This window comes from Pseudomonas khorasanensis, from assembly GCF_014268505.2.
GTDB classification, from domain to species: domain Bacteria; phylum Pseudomonadota; class Gammaproteobacteria; order Pseudomonadales; family Pseudomonadaceae; genus Aquipseudomonas; species Aquipseudomonas khorasanensis.
Map to the genome: position 1 here is coordinate 919,395 of NZ_JABWQP020000001.1, position 16,374 is coordinate 935,768.

Consider the following 16,374-nt stretch of genomic DNA (forward strand, 5'->3'; position numbering starts at 1 on the left):
ATGCAGTCCGTGAATATTCCCCAATCGGTCCCCTCTCCCTTTGGGAGAGGGCTAGGGTGAGGGGCCACCAATCTCCAGGCGATCACTTGAGCGCCGGATCCCCGCTATTCATTTTCTTCCATCCCTGCAACAGCACCTGAGCTTTAGGCTCCTGCCCACTGTCCAGATACCACTGAATCAGCGACAGCCGCGCATTGCGGTTGGCCGGTTGTAGCTTCAGCAAACCTTCGAGAATTGCGCAGGCCTCATCGACCTTGCCGCTTTCATGCAGCGCCACCGCCAGCACGTAACCGTACTGTCCGTTCTCCGGTTCCAGTTGCGCGGCTTTGCCCAGGAAGGACATGGCGTCTGTGGACTGGCCGGCACGAATCAACGACAACCCGCGCGTGTGCTGCAACAGCGCCGCATCCGGGTGTTGCCTGAGGCTGTCATCCAGCAGTTTCTGCGCGTCGGGCGCGCGGCCGTTGGCCTCCAGCCACTGTGCCAGCGTCACCAGCGCCGGGTAGAAATCCGGGTCGCGCTGGAGGGCACTGCGCAGCAGCGGTTCAACCTCGGCGCTGCGCCCGCTGGCCTGGTACAGCATCGCCAGGTTCAGGTTGGCTTCGGCGCGTTCCAGCAGGCTTTTCTGCACCGTTTCGTATTCAGCAATCGCCGCGTCCCAGCTGGATTTGGCGGCACCCAGACCGTTGTTGCGCGCGGCTCCCAACAAGTCTCGGGCAGCCACGATGCGCACGGCTTTCACCGGATCGTTGAGCAACGGCGAAAGCAACGGTGCACGCTCCGGCGGCGGCAGGAACGCGCTGATCGCCCGCACCGCACTTTCCCGGACTTGCGGTTGCGGATGCTTGAGATCCTGCGTCGCCAGTTTTAGCGCCTGTTCGCTCGGGTACAGCGGCAGTTCGGCCAGCAGCGTCGCGCGTTGGATCGCCGGCAGATTGCTGCGCTGCAACTGCTCATACAGCGCATCGGCGGCGCCAGGCTGGCCGTTGCGGATCAGCCAGAGGCTTTCGTCATAACGCGGCGCTTGAGGGGTGCTGGAAGCGTTCCACAGTTTGAACTGCGCCGTGACCTGGTCGCCGGCCTTGCCTTGGTGACAAGTGAGGCAGGCGTCCGGCGTACCGAGCTTTTGCGCGCGCTCCGGATTGGGAATGCTGAAACTGTGGTCATGGCGCCAGTCGTTGCCCATGTAGAACTTGCCGGGCATGTGGCAATCGACGCATTGCGAGCCCGGTTGACCCGGAGTGTGACGGGTGTGCTCGATGGAGTCGTAGTTCTTCGCTTGCAGCCCCTTGCCATCGACGCCGGCGACCGAGGTCTTGCCGGCCGTGTTGTGACACTGCAGGCACACCGCGTTGCCCGGTGCTTTCAGTTCGTTGCTGTGGGGGTTGTGACAGTCACTGCAGCGCACACCCTTGTCGAACATTTTGCTTTGCAGGAACGAGCCGTGTTCGAACACCTCGTCCTTGATCTTGCCGTCCAGCGCGTAGAGATCGCGGGTGAGGGGGCTGGGCAGATAATCGTCCATCAGGCGCTTGCCAACGGTGTAACCGTCACCCAACGGCGCGCGGCGCGCATGGCAGCGGGCGCAGGTTTCGATTTGCACCGTGGCGTTCTTGTCGTTGAGGTCGACGTCGAAGCCCTGATGTATCAGGTCGCCTTTTTTCCGTGTCCATTCCAGGTGACGGGACGCCGGGCCATGACAGGCCTGACAGCCGACGCCGAGGCTGTTCCATTGACTGTTGAAGGTATTGCTCGCCGCGTCAAAATTACGCTTGAAGCCAGTGGTATGACATTCCACGCACATGAAGTTGGCGTTCTGACTTGGCTTGCTCCAATGCAGCGGATTCTTGAAGTTGACCCCTTGACCGGGGTAGAGGTGGAACCATCGGTTTTTCTCGGTATCCCAGGCCACGCCCAACGCTTGCAAACGCCCTTCGCCGACCTCAATCAGGTATTGCTGCAGCGGTGCAATGCCGAAGGTATAGGCCACTCTGAAATCGGCGTGCTTGCCATCAATGCCCGGCGTGTTGACCCAGAACTCTTCCCCCTTGCGCGTGAACCGAGTGGTCTCGTTCTCGGACTTGAAAGTGACGTTGTTGAAATCGCCAAGGGTGGTTTGAGCATTCGCCGGTTGCATTGCCAGTTGATGGTGCGAGCCTTGCCAGTCCTTGACCTGCTCGCTGTGACAGCCTTGGCATTGCTGCTCGTCGACCATCGTTGCCGGCTGGCTCGCCGTGACCGTTTGCGGCTTGGCGGCTGGTGCTGCAGGCGTGCTGACGGGGACCGGTTTGACGGCTGCTGGCGCTGGGCTGAGCAGAAACCAGCCGATGCCGGCCACGGCTGCCAGCAGCACGCCGATGGTGATGGGAAAGAAGTAACGAGAAAAGGACGATTGAGACGCTTCAGGCTCGGGTTGCACCGCTTTGTTTTTATGCTTGGGCATTGCGACTTCCGTAGTCCGGGTGCTTGGGCCTTCTGGCATGCGTGCAGCTCAATGCAGCTTTGCCGGATGATGGGCGTCTGTCAAATCAGCGTTGTGACCGGCTGCGCAGCGTCATATGAATTTTGTAGTTTGTCATCGCAATTGCTGCGGCTTTAGCTATACCTGTATCTCCCCTCTACAAAAATTTTGGGCCTTCTGACAGGAGTTACAGCATGAAGCTAGCAGTAATGGTGGGCACGCTGTGCATTGCCACCCTCGGCGTGGTGGGCTGTTCCAGCAAGACCGTCGCTCCAGACCAGTACTCCGGATTTCTAAAGGATTACAGCCAACTGAAGGAGACCAAGTCACCGTCCGGTGCCGAAGTGATGCGCTGGATGGACCCCAAACTCGATATCAACAAATACACCAGCGTCTACGTCGAACCGAGCCAGTTGTACCCGAAGCCGCAAGCGACCGCGAAAATCCCGCAACAGACCCTCAACGGCATCACCAGTTACTACGATCAGGCGCTCAAGCGTGAGATCGGCAAGTCGCTGCCGCTGGCCACCGGCCCCGGGCCGGGTGTGATCGTGGTGCGTCCGGCAATTACCGCAGTCAGCAGCAAGACCGAAGGCCTGCATGTGTATGAAGTGATTCCTATCGCATTGGTTGCCGCAGCGGTCAGCACCGCCACCGGTATCCGTGATCAGGAAACCACCCTGGCCACCGAGGCGGTGTTCATGGATGGCGCGAGCAATCAGGTGGTGGCTCAGGTGGTGCGCAAGGGCACAGGTAAACCGTTGGATAACTCTTCTCAGGTGATGAAAGCCGATGACATGAAAACTGTGATCGATGGCTGGGCGGCGGACATGCACCAGACCTATCTGAAACTGAAGTCCGAAGCCAAGTAATGCAGCGAGACTGAGGGCCTCTTCGCGAGCAGGCTCGCTCCCACAATTGGAATGCAGTTCCTGTGGGAGCGAGCTTGCTTGCGAAAAAGCACGCTGTCAGGCACCGCTTTACTGCCCGACAAACCAGCGAAAGTAAGGATTGCCCCGATCCCCCTGCATCACCTCACGAATATCCCGTCCCCATGCCTCCCGATCGCCGTCATACGCATGCAGGCTTGCGCGATAGAACTGCATCAAACGCTGACGATGGGTTTCCATGCGCGCGTTGAACCCGGCGTCGGCATTCACCAGGGTGGGTGCCTGATACAGATCCAGCAGCGCCGGCAGCACCCGGGTAATTTCCTTGCTGCGTACCCACGGCGCGTATTCGATGCGAGGGTGATCATCGGTCACGGCGGGCGCATCGGCAGCGAAGCGCTCCAGACCGGCGCGGTCTGTGACCCAAGTAGCGAGCAGCGCCGCCGCCGAGCTAATCCCGACGTCCTGCAGGGTGCTGCGTACGCTGTCCTGCTGGAAACGCTCGGTGATCTTCGCCGCATCCAGTTCGATCGGCGCCAATGAACCCACCAGCAACATCTCGTGGAATTCACTGGTCCACAACGACGCATACGGAAACACATCAAGAAAGCTGCGCACCAGTGAACGCGAGTCGTCGATGTTCTGCGTTGGCAACGGTAACCACTGCGCGACGATGCCCTTGTCTTGCAGACGACTGGCGGCCAGTTGATAGAAATCCCGCGAGTACAGATTGACCACGCCGGCGGCGGAGGGCGGTGGCGGCTCAAGGGTAATCACGTCGTATGTCTGCTCGCTTCGCAGCAATTCCTGACGACCATCGCGCAGACGCACATCGACGCCCGGGTCGCCAGCGGCATTGAAGTTGCCTTTGAACAACGGCGCAGCCTTGACCACCGATGGCAGCAGTTCGGCAACCACCCGATGTTCCAGGCCGGGATAGCGCAGCATTGCGCCTGCGGTGATGCCGGTGCCGAAACCGATCACCAGGGTCGAACGCGGCTCACCGTTGTGAATGAGCAACGGCAGCAGCGCCTGAATGCGCATGTAGCGTAGCGAGGGCATGGCATCGCCGGTATTCGACACACCTTGAATGTACAAACGGTGAAAGGTGTTTTCGCCGCGCCCCTGGGTGACCACGGCGACGGTACCGCCGCGTCCTTCTTCATAGAACGCCAGCGTGCCGTTTCTCGCACCGGGCAGCAGGCTGGCGAGTTTATCGACGGGGGTCAGCACGGCCACGGCGACGGAAACCAGGCCTAGCGCAACCACCGCCTGACGCCGACCTTTAGCCACGCCGTGGCCCTTGCGCACGGCGAAGTAACCGATTGCCGCCGCGATGAGCGCCAGCAGACCCAACGTGCGGACCAGTCCCAGTAACGGAATCAGCACGAAACCGCAAAGCATTACGCCAATGATCCCGCCCAAGGTGTTGAAGGCCACCACCGCGCCAACGTCTCGACCCACCCGGTCGGCGCCCACGCTCAAGCGCAGGGCCAATGGAAATGCCGCGCCCAGCAACAGTGTCGGCACAAACACAATGCTGATCGCCGCCACGGCAAAGCGCACGCTCATACCGGCCAGTTCACTGGCGCCCAGGTTCAGCACCCAGGTTTCCGCCTGGCTTTGGGCGAGCACCAGCCATCGGCCGAGCAAGGCAATCTCCAGCAATGCGATTAATCCGGCACCGGCGATCAACAGGCCGAACACACCCCAGGGGTCGCGAATCCGCTCGACACGCCGGGCGAGCAGGGCGCTGCCGATAAACAGGCCGGTCAGGTAGGTCGCCAGTACTACGGCAAACGCGTAGGTGCGAGTGCTCATGAACTGCACGATCGATTGCGACCAGACCACTTCATAACCGAGCGCCACACCTCCGGCGATTGCGTAGAGCCATAGCGCGGTGCGGTCCGGGGCTTTTTCAGTGGTGTGCCTGACCGGCGTTGCGATCGGCGACCGATGCTGACGTTGCAACCACAGCGCGCCGGCGGCTGCCAGCAGGTTAAGCATCGCAGCGAACAACGCACTGCCACGCACACCCAGGGTGGCGATCAGCACGAACGCAGCGAGCAGGGTTCCGACAATCGCGCCCAAGGTGTTTGCCGCATACAGCTGACCGCCGGCCTTGCCCGGGTCTGCGGCCAGCGAACGCACCAGCACCGGCAGCGTGCCGCCCATCAATACCGCCGGAATGCCGACCAGCGCAAACGGCAGCAGCCAGGCAAACAGACCGACATGACTCTGCAGCCAGGAAAACGGGCTGGCCGCCAGACTCATGGCCACCGTCGCGCCAACGCCGAGCATCGCCACCAGCACCTCCAGACCGGCATACAGCAGAACCGGCTGCTGCAGGCGATCGGCCCAGCGCCCGAACAGCCAGCCGCCGAGGGCGAGCCCCGCGAAGAATGCGCTGATGCCGGTGGTGATCGCGTAAACCTCGACGCCGACAACCAGCGACAGTTGCTTGATCCACAGCACCTGATAGACCAGCGCGGCGGCGCCGGAGATGCATAGCAGCAGCGCGGGGGCCATCAAGGCAGTAGAAACGACTTGCGGGACGGGTATGGCCGACGGCTTGCTGGCGATACGTGAGGACATGCGGTTGGCCTTGTTCCGGTGCGAAAACCTGTGACTGTGCCGGCCTCTTCGTGAGCAGGCTCGCTCCCACATTGGACGTGTGTACGCCACAGATCCCCTGTGGGAGCGAGCCTGCTCGCCAATGGAGCCGACACGGTCTCTTGTCGAATACAACGCCGCCCGCCAATGACGGCGGGTGGCGTTGCAGTTGTCTTACTGCGCTTTTTTCATTTTTTCTTCGATACGGCGATCCACATCCGCGCGGATCTGGTCGATGCTGAAGCTCGCCGGACGCTGACTAGGCGGGTAATCGACGAAGGTCTGCAGGAACTTCGCAGCCCGGCGGGTACCGTCGAAAATCAGATAATCGTTTTTCGTCAGCCAGTCGTAATATTGGTCAGACACGATGTCGGCACGTTCGTATGGGTCCATGCGCAGGTTGAACATTTTCGGTACGCGCAGGCACGTGAACGGTTCGCTCCACACCTCCAGGCCACCGGGTGCGCGCTGCTCGCAGAACACCAGTTTCCAATCGTTGAAGCGCATGCTGACCAGCACGCCGTCATCGTTGAAATAGTAGAACTCCTTGCGCGCGCTCTTGTCGGTTTTGCCGGTCAGGTAATCGAGCTGGTTGTAGCCGTCCAGGTGCACCTTGAAGTTCTTGCCACCAATGTCGGTGCCTTTGAGCAGACGATCCTTGATGTCGGCATCGCCAACCGCCGCCAGCAGGGTAGGGAACCAGTCGAGCCCCGAGAACATTTGGGTAGACACTTCACCGCCCTTGATTTTGCCAGGCCAGCGAATCATCGCCGGCACTCGGTACGCGCCTTCCCAGTTCGAGTTTTTCTCGTTGCGGAACGGGGTCGTCGCGGCGTCCGGCCATGACCATTGGTTCGGGCCGTTGTCGGTGGTGTAGACGACGATGGTGTTATCCGTCAGCTTCAGGTCATCCAGGGTCTTGAGCAGCTTGCCGACGTCGCCGTCATGCTCAAGCATGCCGTCGGCGTACTCGTTGCCGACCATCCCGCTTTGCCCCTGCATCGATTCACGAACATGCGTGAACGCGTGCATGCGCGTGGTGTTCATCCAGACGAAAAACGGTTTGTCCGCTTTGGCTTGTTTCTCGATAAAAGCCTGCGCCGCTGCGGTGGTTTCGTCGTCGATGGTCTCCATGCGTTTCTTGTTCAGCGCGCCGGTGTCTTCGATCTTGCCGTCGGCAAAGCTGTGAATCACGCCACGGGGAGAGGCGGCCTTGGTGAACTCGACGTCATCCTTGGGCCAGTAAGGACGCTCTGGCTCCTCTTCGGCGTTGAGGTGGTAAAGGTTGCCGAAAAATTCGTCGAAGCCGTGGTTGGTCGGCAGGTATTCATCTTTGTCGCCCAAGTGGTTCTTGCCGAACTGGCCGGTGGCATAGCCCTGGGCTTTGAGCGCCTGAGCGATGGTGACATCGCGCGGCTGCAATCCCACGGGCACGCCCGGCATGCCGACCTTCGAAAGGCCGGTACGCAACGGCGTCTGCCCGGTGATGAACGATGATCGTCCCGCCGTGCAGCTGTTTTCGGCGTAGTAATCGGTAAAGATCATGCCTTCTTTGGCAATGCGGTCGATGTTCGGGGTTTTGTAGCCCACCACACCCATCGAGTAGGCGCTGATGTTGGTCTGGCCGATGTCATCGCCAAAAATGACGAGAATGTTGGGTTTTTCAGCCGCTGTGGCGGTTGCCGACAGCGCCATCACCGAGGTTGCCACCAGGGCGAGTTTCGGAAGCCACTTGCGTATGCGAGTCATCTGACTTGCTCCTTTGCACGGGGGTCGTTTTTTGCGACAAACGTTTATTGCACTCCTGCATCACGCTTTCTTATTGCACCTGCTCGGTACTCGGCGGATCGAACGGATAGACCCGGCGCCAGTCGGACGCCATATCCACCACGGTCCAGCCTCGTGTTTTCGCCTCGTCGAGGGCCATGTCCAGGCGCCCGATATGGGATTGACGGTCGTAGGCCCATTCGCGTTTGCCGTCGGTGTGGTGCACCAGGCCCATCAAGCGTTTGCCCGGGCCTGCGGCGGTCCACTGGAGCATTTGCAGGTCGCCGTCGGAATTGCCGAACGCCAGAATCGGCCGACGACCAATGACCGCATCGATGCTCACCGGTTTGCCGGCACCGTCATCGTTGTGGGCCAGCTTCGGCGTGCGCAGGATCGACGCCTTGCCATCCTTGAATTGGAACGTGGTGATAAATGTGGTGCCGATGACCTGTTCCGGCGGGATGCCATAAATCTTTTCGGCAAAGGCGCGCATGAAACCGGTGTCGCCCCCGGAAACGATATAAGTCTTGAAATTCTGGCTGCGCAGGTAGTCGAGCATTTCCAGCATTGGCTGGAAGATCATCTCGGTGTAGGGCTTGCCGGTTTTCGGGTGACGGGCCTGGCTGAGCCACGTCTTGACGTAATCATCGAAGGCTTCGGTGGTCATGCCGCTGTGGGTCGCGCCGACGATCTTCAGCAAGCCTTCGGTGCCAGCGGCGGCCAATGCCGCATGGTCGTTTTCCAGTACGGCCTTGAACGGCTGGGTGGTCTTCCATTCCGGGTGCTGCGCGGCGGTGCGCTTGACCTCATCGAACGCAAAGAGCAATTCGAAGTACGCCGGTTGCTCGCCCCACAAGGTGCCATCGTTGTCGAACACGGCGATACGTTCGGCAGGTTTGACGAAGTGCTTGCTGCCCTGCTCGGTCACTGCCTGAACAAACTCGATAATGCTTTTTTTCGTCGCACCGTCATTCCATGACGGGAGCGGTTCATTCGCCTGCGCCAGCAACGGCAATACCAGCGTGAACAGCAGGGAGAGACCGAAGCGTTGACGATGCAGCACCGGATTGATCATTTGAAATCCTTCTCGTGCACAGGGTTGAGCGGGCGCAGTGCCGAGGCAGTTTTGACCTGTTGCTGCGCGACCTGACTTTGAAGCGTAGACAATGATTGGTGTAACTGAGCAAGGCTTTGATCGACGGTTGACTGACGGCCGTAAAGCCCCCGCAACAACCCTTGCAAGCGTGGGCCGGCGCCAGTCAGTTTGAGGCCCAGGCGGCTGCGCCGCAGCCATAGGTACAACGCAGTCAGTTGCGCCGGTCTGGCCCGCAGTTGCGGATCAATCTGTTGCCAGGCGAAAGCGGCGGACTGTCGCCAGGCCAATTGTTTCGCCTGTCTGCGCAACCGCCAGCGCTGGCGGGCGCGAATGACCGCCGGGCGCAGCAGGTACGCAACGACAGCGAAGCCCACCAACAGCGCCAGCCACAACAGCCAGTGTCTGGAGAACTGCAAGCGATTCTGCCCGAGCTGTTTGAGGTCTTCGGCGATCGAGAACACCGGTTTATAGGCGCTGTTGGCTGCCGCCTCGAAACTCAGTGGCGGGACCTGTGCCGTGCGGATCTGGCGGGTGTTGGCGTCCCACCACTTCACGTCAATCGCCGGCAAGGTGTAGGTGCCTGCGGTATCGGCACGATAGGTCGCGCTGTCGATGCGCTGGCCACCGAGGACAACGCCGCGACCATCGTCCAACGTTGTGACTTGTGGCGTTTTTGCATAGCGGCTCAGGCCGGCCACATCGGCGAGCGCCGGGATCGGTAAGGCCATGGCCAGCGCGCCATCGGCTTGCAGGGTCAGCTGTCGGGTGATGCTGTCGCCGACTTTCAGCGGCGTGGCCGATTGGCTGACGGTTTGCGTAAAGCGCAGCGCGTTGGCGACCAGCGGCGTTTCCCCGGGGTTGAACCCAGGTGGCTGTGCGGCAGTGAAACTCAGAGGCATGCTTTGCGCGCTGATTTCGGCCGTAGCCAGGCCCGGCGTGGCGCGTACGGTCAGGGTGGGGATATCGAACCGGCGCGCGACGTTGGGCGTGATCAGGTAGCGGTAGCGCAAGCCGTTGAAGGACTGGCCGTCAATGGTCTGGTTCAGGTGTTGAGCCTGACCGTTCGGCGGCATGACCAGTGCGCCGTCGAGGCTGAGGTCGGGCAGGGTGGCCGCCTGGGTAAACCAGGTGTCGGTCAGGACGTCGAGTTGCAGCTCGACGAGGCCGCCGACCATGGCGCCTTCGCTGGGGTTAAGGTGGGCCTTGACCTTGAGCTGTGGGCTGGCAGCGAGGGCGTCGAATGACAACAGTGTGCCCAGCAGCAGAGCGCCAAGTGTTGTAGTGAGCGCTCGGGCCTCTTCGCGAGCAGGCTCGCTCCCACAAAGAACCCACCGCCACCCTATGGGAGCGAGCCTGCTCGCGAAGGCGCCAACAAGGTTCACGGCCTGGCCTCCTGCTGGTCCTGCAAACTGAACTTCTGCCTTAGAAACTTCGCCGGTGAAGTGGTCAGGTTTTCCAGCCACAGCGCATCGGACGCGGCCTGCTGCGTATCGACTTTTTTGCTCTGGCCTTTACCCGGTGCCTTGTCGAATTTGACCTCGTCAGGTTTGATCTCCGGGGCGTTTTTCCCGGCACTCTCGGTGTCCTTGAGCAGCGCCTGCGCCAGGGCCAGATTGGCCGTTGCTTCCGGGAACTGCGGCTGCAGTTTCAACGCCTGGGTATAGGCGGCAATTGCCTGATCAAACTTGAAGCGGCGCACATAGATATTGCCCAGATAAAAGTACGCCTGCGCGGTGTCCAGCCGTGCAAACGTTGCCAGCGCCAGGTCGTAATCGGCGGCGTGATAGGCTGCCACGCCTTTCCAGTAGGGGTCGACAAACAGCGCCGCTGCTTCAGGCAAATGCTCGTGTTCGAACGCCCAGCGGCCTTGCTGATCGCGAGTGAAAAATGCATCGGTCAAAGCGTTGGCCTGGGCCGGCGCGGACGGCCAGCCGAGCCCCACCGCGAGTGCGATGGCCGGCATCCAGTTGACGCTCCAGCCTTTGCGCACGCTGACCAACGCCAACAACAGCAACGGCCAGCACAACCAGTAACCGGCATCTTTCCAGTGCAATTCGCGCTGTTCGGCGCTGGCGCTCTGGAAGTGCCGCTGCGCGTGCAGCTCGATCCAGTCCAGGTCGTCGTTATTGAGCGTCAGGCTGCCGAGCGGCGCGGCGACGGCCGATGCCAATTGTTTGATTGCCGCCTGATCGAAGCTGCCGAGCACCGGCCGGCCACTGCTGTCGATCCTGGGCTGACCGCTGGCGTCGGTAATGACGCCACCGTTCTCGCTGCCCACCGCCAGAACCAGCACCTGCAAAGGTACATCGCTGAGTCGCTTGCCCATGCCATCCAGTTGCGCGGTATCGGCACCGTCGGTGATCAGCAGCAGACTGCCCGGGGTTTTCTCGGCAATAAGCAAGCGTTTGGCTTGGTCGATCACGGCGCCCGCGTCCTTGCCCGGTTTGTCGATCAGGCCCGTGCTCAAGGCTTGAATAAAACTGTCGAGCAGTGCCGGATCGTCGGTAGGGGGAAGCACCAGATGCGCACTGCCGGCGTAGGCGATCAACGCGGTGCGCGCGCCAGCGCGACGCTGAATCAGGTCGTGCAGCTTGTGCCTGGCCGCTTCGAGCCGAGTCGGTTGCACATCGCTGGCGTCCATCGACGGCGAGAGGTCCACGGCGACGATCAGTGGTGCGCGGTTTTCGAGAAAGTCCGGGCGATCCTGCTCCCAGGTCGGGCCGGCGGCCGCGAGAGCGCCGAGCATCAACAGCGCACAGAGCAAATGCACCGGGCGTAGGCGCTGGTGATCCTGCGGCGCGATGAGCAAGTGCGGCAGCAGATGCTCGGCAATGTTGCCGCGCAGGCTTCGTTGCAGGTCGCGGCTGCGCCGCCAGATCAACGGCAACAACGCTGCGAACAACACCAGCAGCAGCCACAGCGGTCGCAGAAAATGCAAATCACTGAGGTTGATCTCCATTTCAGGCCTCCTGCCGTTGGCGTGCAAGCGCCAGACGCGGGCGCAGGAGTGCACCGAGCTGATACAGCGCCAACAGGAGCAACGCCGCGCCCAATGGCCAATAGAACAACTCCCGCTGCGGTTGATGGCTGAGGGTTTTCACTTGATGCGGGGTCAGCTGATCCAGGGTGCTGTAGACCTGATCCAGTGCCGCGCGATCTTCTGCGCGAAAGAAACGCCCGCCGGTAGTATCGGCAATCTGTTGCAGGCCCTGCAGATTGACTTTGGCTTCACCGGAAGCGCTGGGATCGCCGATGCCGATGGTATGGATGACCACACCTTTGTTGGCGGCCATTTCAGCGGCGTGATCCGGGGTGATGGCGCTGCTGGTATCGTTGCCGTCGGTGAGCAGGATCACGACTTTCTCTTGCTCCTGCGCCTTGTCGAGCAGTTTCAGGCTGAGGCCGATCGCGTCGCCAATCGCCGTATTGGGCCCGGCCATGCCGATGCCGGAATCGGCCAGCAACAAGGACAGGCTTGCATGGTCGAGGGTCAACGGCGCCTGTGGGTAGGCGCCGCTGCCGAATACGATCAGTCCGATCCGGTCATCCGTGCGCTTGTCGATGAACCCTTGCACCACGTCCTTCACCGCCGCCAGACGATTGATTTTCTCGCCTTGGGCGTTGGTGAAGTCTTCGGTTTCCATTGATTGCGAGAGATCGATGGCCAGCATCAGGTCGCGCACCGGTTGCTGACGTTCGATGGGTTTCTCGACGAACACCGGGCGCGAAACCGCCAGCAGAATCAGTGCCCAGACCAGCGCATTCAACAGCAGCTGCCAGTGGTTACGCCGGCTGCCCGCTGTGTGGGGCGCTTCGCCAACGGCGCGGCTCATGGCGCTGAAAAACGGTACGCGCACAGCGCTGCGCGCTTCGTTGTAGGCAGGCAAGAAACGATAGGTCAGCCAGGGCAGCGGCAGCAGAAGCAACAGCCAGGGGTAGTCAAGCTGCCACATGATGATGCTCCAGCCAGTACTGACAGGTGTCGAACAGCGCCTGGCGCTGAGGTGCGGGGAGGGCGCGCAGGGTGGCGTCCGGCGCATAGGCGAGTTGCGCGAGTTGATCGCTGAAGTCGGCGGGCAGTTTCTTCTTGCAATGCCGCTGCAGAAAATTCTGCCAGCGATCTCCCTTGATCGCCGCAGGCCCCGGTGGGAGCGAGCCTGCTCGCGCAAGCGCTATGTCAGTTGAGCCAGATATCGGATGTGCCGACCTCTTCGCGAGCAGGCTCGCTCCCACAGGGAATGCATTCCGATGGTTGGGCTGGACCGGCATCGACAGCGCCACACGCTTGAGCAGTTCGGGCAGTTCGCGCAATGCATTCAGGTCATCGCTGCGATCACGCAACTGCGCCAGGCGCGCCAGGCCTTCGCGGCGATACTGGTCGCGGCGCCATTGCCGATAACGACGCACCCCAATTATTAACGCGGCCAGCACCAGTGCCGCGAGCAGCACCCACCAGCCCCACGTCTGCGGGGCATAGCTGACGGGCGCAGGCAGGGGCAGTTCCTTGAGCTGATCGATGCTCGGGATACTCGGATTCATCGCGTGCGCCCGGCGCTTTTGCCCAGTTCGGCGCGCAGTTGCGCGTGGGCTTCTTCAGCGGTGCTGATCATCATCAACGGCACCTGGCTGCGGCGCAGCAAGGTGGCGACGTCCTTTAGCCGGCCGCCGAGATAATCCCCCAGCGGTTGGCGCACATTGCGCTTTTCGACCGCCAGTTCAACCTGCAACTCGCCTTGAGTGACCAGCAGGCGCCCGTCGCTCGGCAGCTTGAACGCCAGCGGATCGTAGACTTGCAGGGCAATCACATCGTTGTGCGCCGACAGTTGCCGCATCAGCTGCAAGGTGCGTTCACCGGCGCCGGCAAAGTCGCTGACGATGCAGATCAAATGATCATGGCCGGCCACGGCGAGGCAGCGCTGCAGGGCTTTGTCCAACTGATCCTGATCTTCGGCGTCGCGATTGCCGGCATTGAGCACGCGGTTATGCTGCACGACCCGGCTGAGCAACGCCTCGACGCGTTTGCGGCTGCGTAACGGGGCGATGCTGTCGATGCGCTCGTCGTTGAAAACCAGCCCGCCGACCCGGTCGCCGGCGTGAAAGACCATCCACGCCGCCAGCGCCGCAAGTTCGGCCGCGACTGCCGATTTGAAGCTGCGCCGCGAGCCGAAGAACATGGACATGCGCTGGTCCACCACGATCAAGGCCGGACGGTCGCGTTCTTCGGTAAAGGTGCGCACCACCGGTTTGCCGGTGCGCAATGAGGCGCGCCAGTCGAGGTGACGCAAATCATCGCCCGGCTGGTAGCGGCGCAACTCATCGAAATTCAGACCCCGACCGCGCAGGCGCGAAGCATGGTTGCCAGCGAGGATGCTGCCTTGCGGCTGACGGGCGAGGAAGCTCAGGTCACGGGCCTTGAACTCAAGCGCCATCAACTGCGCGAGAGAGACGTAGACCAGGCTTTCATCGTTCATGCCGGGATCGCCACTTTGTCGAGAATCCGGTCCAGCACCTGATCGGCGCTGACGCCATCGGCAACGGCGTCGTAACTCAGTTGCAGACGATGGCGCAGCACGGGATGCACCACAGCGCGCACGTTGTCCGGCGAGACGAAGTCCTGGCCTTGCAGCCACGCATCGGCGCGCGCGCAACGATCCAGACCAATACCGCCGCGGGGACTGGCGCCAATGGCGATCCAGCGGGCGAGGTCTTCGTCGTAGTCGGCAGGGTGGCGGGTGGCGTTGATCAGGTCGATCAGGTAACGGTCGATGGCTGGCGAAACATGCACCGCGCTGACTTCCTTGCGCGCAGCAAAAATGACCTCCTGCGCTAACGTGAAGCTCTTCACTGGTGTCGTGCTGGCGCCCTGTGCAAATTCTTCGTCACGCAGCAGGCGCAGGACCTGGCTCTCGTTTTCAGCGCTGGGGTAGTCGAGCAGCACTTTCATCAAAAAGCGGTCCATCTGCGCTTCCGGCAGTGGATAGGTGCCTTCCTGCTCAATCGGGTTCTGCGTCGCCACCACGATGAACAGTTCCGGCAGCGCATGGCTGTTGCCGGCTACCGTGATCTGCCGTTCTTCCATGGCTTCCAGCAGCGCCGCTTGCACTTTGGCCGGGGCACGGTTGATTTCATCCGCGAGGATCAGATTGCCGAACAACGGTCCGGGCTGGAAGCGGATTTCATTTTTGCCTTCGACCTGATGCAGCACTTCGGCGCCGGTGATGTCGGACGGCAACAGGTCGGGCGTGAACTGGATACGGCTCATCTTCGCGTCCAGATGCCTGGCCAGCGCCTTGACCGTGCGTGTTTTCGCAAGCCCCGGCAGGCTCTCCAGAAGCAAATGCCCGTTAGCCAGCAGCCCGAGCAAAATCTGGCGGATGACTTGATCCTGACCGAGCACCGCTTCGGCGATGCTGGCTTGCAGGGCGTTGAGGTCGGCGAGCGCAGTCATGGGCAGTCCTTTGTGTCCGGGTCTAGAAAAACGCCAGCGTCAGATTGACGCTGAAGCCGTTGCCTTCGGGGCGGTTTTTGGTATCGAACTCAGGCACCCAGCGCGCGCTGATGTTGGCTTGGGCATCGGCGAACTTGCCGGTCCAGCCGATCACCGGGCCGGCGCCGACGGAGCGTCCGCGATAGCCGTTGAAGATGTCCGCTGTCTGGCCTTTATCGTCGGTCAGTTGCTGGACATAGCCGGCGGCAACTCCCGCGTTCCAGCCGTTGCCGAAGCCAAGGGTCCACAGCGCATCGAGGGTGAAGATGTTGCCGTTGCGATAGTCGGTGGCGTCGTTCTCGGTGTAGAACTCCAGACCGCTGGACAGCGTCAGTTCGCCGCCCTTGCCGTCCAGGTGAGTGAACGCCACGGTTGGCATGAACGTGTAATTGTTCTGCCCGGGGTTGGCCAGACGATCCTCGTTATAGGCACCCGTCGGCACGTAGATGGGCAGGGACAGCGACAGGTGGTTCCGTTCATCGAAGTGGTAGCCGGCGGCGATCGGTGTGATCAGCGCATCGGCCAATTGCGTGCCGGAATCACTGTCACCCAACGTGCGCCCGCGCGGTCCGGTGATGCTGGCCTTGATGTCGGTGTACTGCACCGGAAGGCCCATCGCCGAAGCGAAGTTCCAGCGCCCTTTGCCGGTGTCCCAGACGTGCGTGAAATTGGCCAGGGTGTAGGAGACTTTCATGTCGATCCCGCCACTGACCGCGCCCGAGATCGGAGCGCCGTCGCTGCCCTTGAGCGAGCCGTCGTACCAGATGCTGGTCAAGGACATGACCCAGCCGGGTTCCGGCGGGACAATGCCGGCGTTGGAAAAGACCTGCTGGCCGGTGATCGGCCGCCCGACGCCGCCTTCTGCCGCGTACAGTGATGGGCTGATGATCATGCACAGCGCCAGCAAGGCGCGCGCAATGTACGGTTTGAGCAAGAACAGCGCCAGGCCGCGCAACCCCGGCATAAACCCTGTATTCCCGGCTCGACTGCAGATCATTTCCCGATTCCATGGTGTTTTTCTGGGCAACTGGGCAGTGTTTCGTCGCTACTGCGTAATCCC

Annotated in this window: 12 protein-coding genes; 1 reads left to right on the forward strand and 11 read right to left on the reverse strand. The window is 61.5% G+C overall.

From position 1 onward, the window contains the following. Nucleotides 1-82: 82 nt before the first annotated feature. Nucleotides 83-2,443: a tetratricopeptide repeat protein gene (locus HU727_RS04360; RefSeq protein WP_186528437.1), complete on the reverse strand. Its 2,361-nt coding sequence runs from the start codon at nt 2,441-2,443 to the stop codon at nt 83-85. 212 nt (nt 2,444-2,655) lie between these two features. Between HU727_RS04360 and HU727_RS04365 the strand changes: the two genes are divergently transcribed. After that, nucleotides 2,656-3,333 (forward strand): DUF3313 domain-containing protein, encoded by a 678-nt coding sequence (locus HU727_RS04365; protein WP_186528438.1) that lies wholly within the window; start codon nt 2,656-2,658, stop codon nt 3,331-3,333. A 108-nt stretch (nt 3,334-3,441) separates the two neighbouring features. Here HU727_RS04365 and HU727_RS04370 read toward each other — a convergent pair whose 3' ends face one another. From HU727_RS04370 to HU727_RS04415, 10 genes are all read right to left on the reverse strand, one after another. Next, on the reverse strand, nt 3,442-5,946 hold the full coding sequence (locus tag HU727_RS04370) for a fused MFS/spermidine synthase (protein WP_186528439.1): 2,505 nt from the start codon (nt 5,944-5,946) through the stop codon (nt 3,442-3,444). A gap of 192 nt (nt 5,947-6,138) precedes the next feature. Next, nucleotides 6,139-7,713 (reverse strand): arylsulfatase, encoded by a 1,575-nt coding sequence (locus HU727_RS04375; RefSeq protein ID WP_186528440.1) that lies wholly within the window; start codon nt 7,711-7,713, stop codon nt 6,139-6,141. A gap of 70 nt (nt 7,714-7,783) precedes the next feature. Then, entirely contained in the window at nt 7,784-8,806 is a 1,023-nt protein-coding gene (locus HU727_RS04380; RefSeq protein WP_186528441.1) for an HAD family hydrolase, read from the reverse strand. Then, a complete protein-coding gene (locus HU727_RS04385; protein ID WP_186528442.1) occupies nt 8,803-10,209 on the reverse strand; it encodes a BatD family protein in 1,407 nt (468 codons plus the stop codon). Before HU727_RS04385 ends, HU727_RS04380 begins: the two co-directional genes overlap by 4 nt. After that, nucleotides 10,206-11,786, reverse strand: coding sequence for a VWA domain-containing protein (locus HU727_RS04390; protein ID WP_186528443.1), 1,581 nt, complete (start codon nt 11,784-11,786; stop codon nt 10,206-10,208). Before HU727_RS04390 ends, HU727_RS04385 begins: the two co-directional genes overlap by 4 nt. A 1-nt stretch (nt 11,787) precedes the next feature. Next, nucleotides 11,788-12,780, reverse strand: coding sequence for a vWA domain-containing protein (locus tag HU727_RS04395; protein ID WP_186528444.1), 993 nt, complete (start codon nt 12,778-12,780; stop codon nt 11,788-11,790). Then, complete coding sequence (locus HU727_RS04400) at nt 12,767-13,366, reverse strand: DUF4381 domain-containing protein (protein ID WP_186528445.1); 600 nt, start codon at nt 13,364-13,366, stop codon at nt 12,767-12,769. The genes HU727_RS04395 and HU727_RS04400 overlap by 14 nt, the downstream gene beginning before the upstream one ends. Continuing rightward, the gene (locus HU727_RS04405; RefSeq protein WP_186528446.1) at nt 13,363-14,298 is read right to left on the reverse strand and encodes a DUF58 domain-containing protein; all 936 of its coding nucleotides are present in this window, start codon (nt 14,296-14,298) and stop codon (nt 13,363-13,365) included. The genes HU727_RS04400 and HU727_RS04405 overlap by 4 nt, the downstream gene beginning before the upstream one ends. Then, the gene (locus tag HU727_RS04410) at nt 14,295-15,275 is read right to left on the reverse strand and encodes an AAA family ATPase (protein ID WP_186528447.1); all 981 of its coding nucleotides are present in this window, start codon (nt 15,273-15,275) and stop codon (nt 14,295-14,297) included. The genes HU727_RS04405 and HU727_RS04410 overlap by 4 nt, the downstream gene beginning before the upstream one ends. A gap of 22 nt (nt 15,276-15,297) precedes the next feature. Next, complete coding sequence (locus HU727_RS04415; RefSeq protein WP_437180372.1) at nt 15,298-16,278, reverse strand: SphA family protein; 981 nt, start codon at nt 16,276-16,278, stop codon at nt 15,298-15,300. Between the last annotated feature and the right edge of the window lie 96 nt (nt 16,279-16,374).

What these genes read in the sequence shown, in the direction of transcription:
- HU727_RS04360 (WP_186528437.1), bottom strand. Translation starts at nt 2,443, where the DNA reads ATGCCCAAGCATAAAAACAAAGCGGTGCAACCCGAGCCTGAAGCGTCT.
- HU727_RS04365 (WP_186528438.1), top strand. Translation starts at nt 2,656, where the DNA reads ATGAAGCTAGCAGTAATGGTGGGCACGCTGTGCATTGCCACCCTCGGC.
- HU727_RS04370 (WP_186528439.1), bottom strand. Translation starts at nt 5,946, where the DNA reads ATGTCCTCACGTATCGCCAGCAAGCCGTCGGCCATACCCGTCCCGCAA.
- HU727_RS04375 (WP_186528440.1), bottom strand. Translation starts at nt 7,713, where the DNA reads ATGACTCGCATACGCAAGTGGCTTCCGAAACTCGCCCTGGTGGCAACC.
- HU727_RS04380 (WP_186528441.1), bottom strand. Translation starts at nt 8,806, where the DNA reads ATGATCAATCCGGTGCTGCATCGTCAACGCTTCGGTCTCTCCCTGCTG.
- HU727_RS04390 (WP_186528443.1), bottom strand. Translation starts at nt 11,786, where the DNA reads ATGGAGATCAACCTCAGTGATTTGCATTTTCTGCGACCGCTGTGGCTG.
- HU727_RS04395 (WP_186528444.1), bottom strand. Translation starts at nt 12,780, where the DNA reads ATGTGGCAGCTTGACTACCCCTGGCTGTTGCTTCTGCTGCCGCTGCCC.
- HU727_RS04400 (WP_186528445.1), bottom strand. Translation starts at nt 13,366, where the DNA reads ATGAATCCGAGTATCCCGAGCATCGATCAGCTCAAGGAACTGCCCCTG.
- HU727_RS04405 (WP_186528446.1), bottom strand. Translation starts at nt 14,298, where the DNA reads ATGAACGATGAAAGCCTGGTCTACGTCTCTCTCGCGCAGTTGATGGCG.
- HU727_RS04410 (WP_186528447.1), bottom strand. Translation starts at nt 15,275, where the DNA reads ATGACTGCGCTCGCCGACCTCAACGCCCTGCAAGCCAGCATCGCCGAA.
- HU727_RS04415 (WP_437180372.1), bottom strand. Translation starts at nt 16,278, where the DNA reads ATGCCGGGGTTGCGCGGCCTGGCGCTGTTCTTGCTCAAACCGTACATT.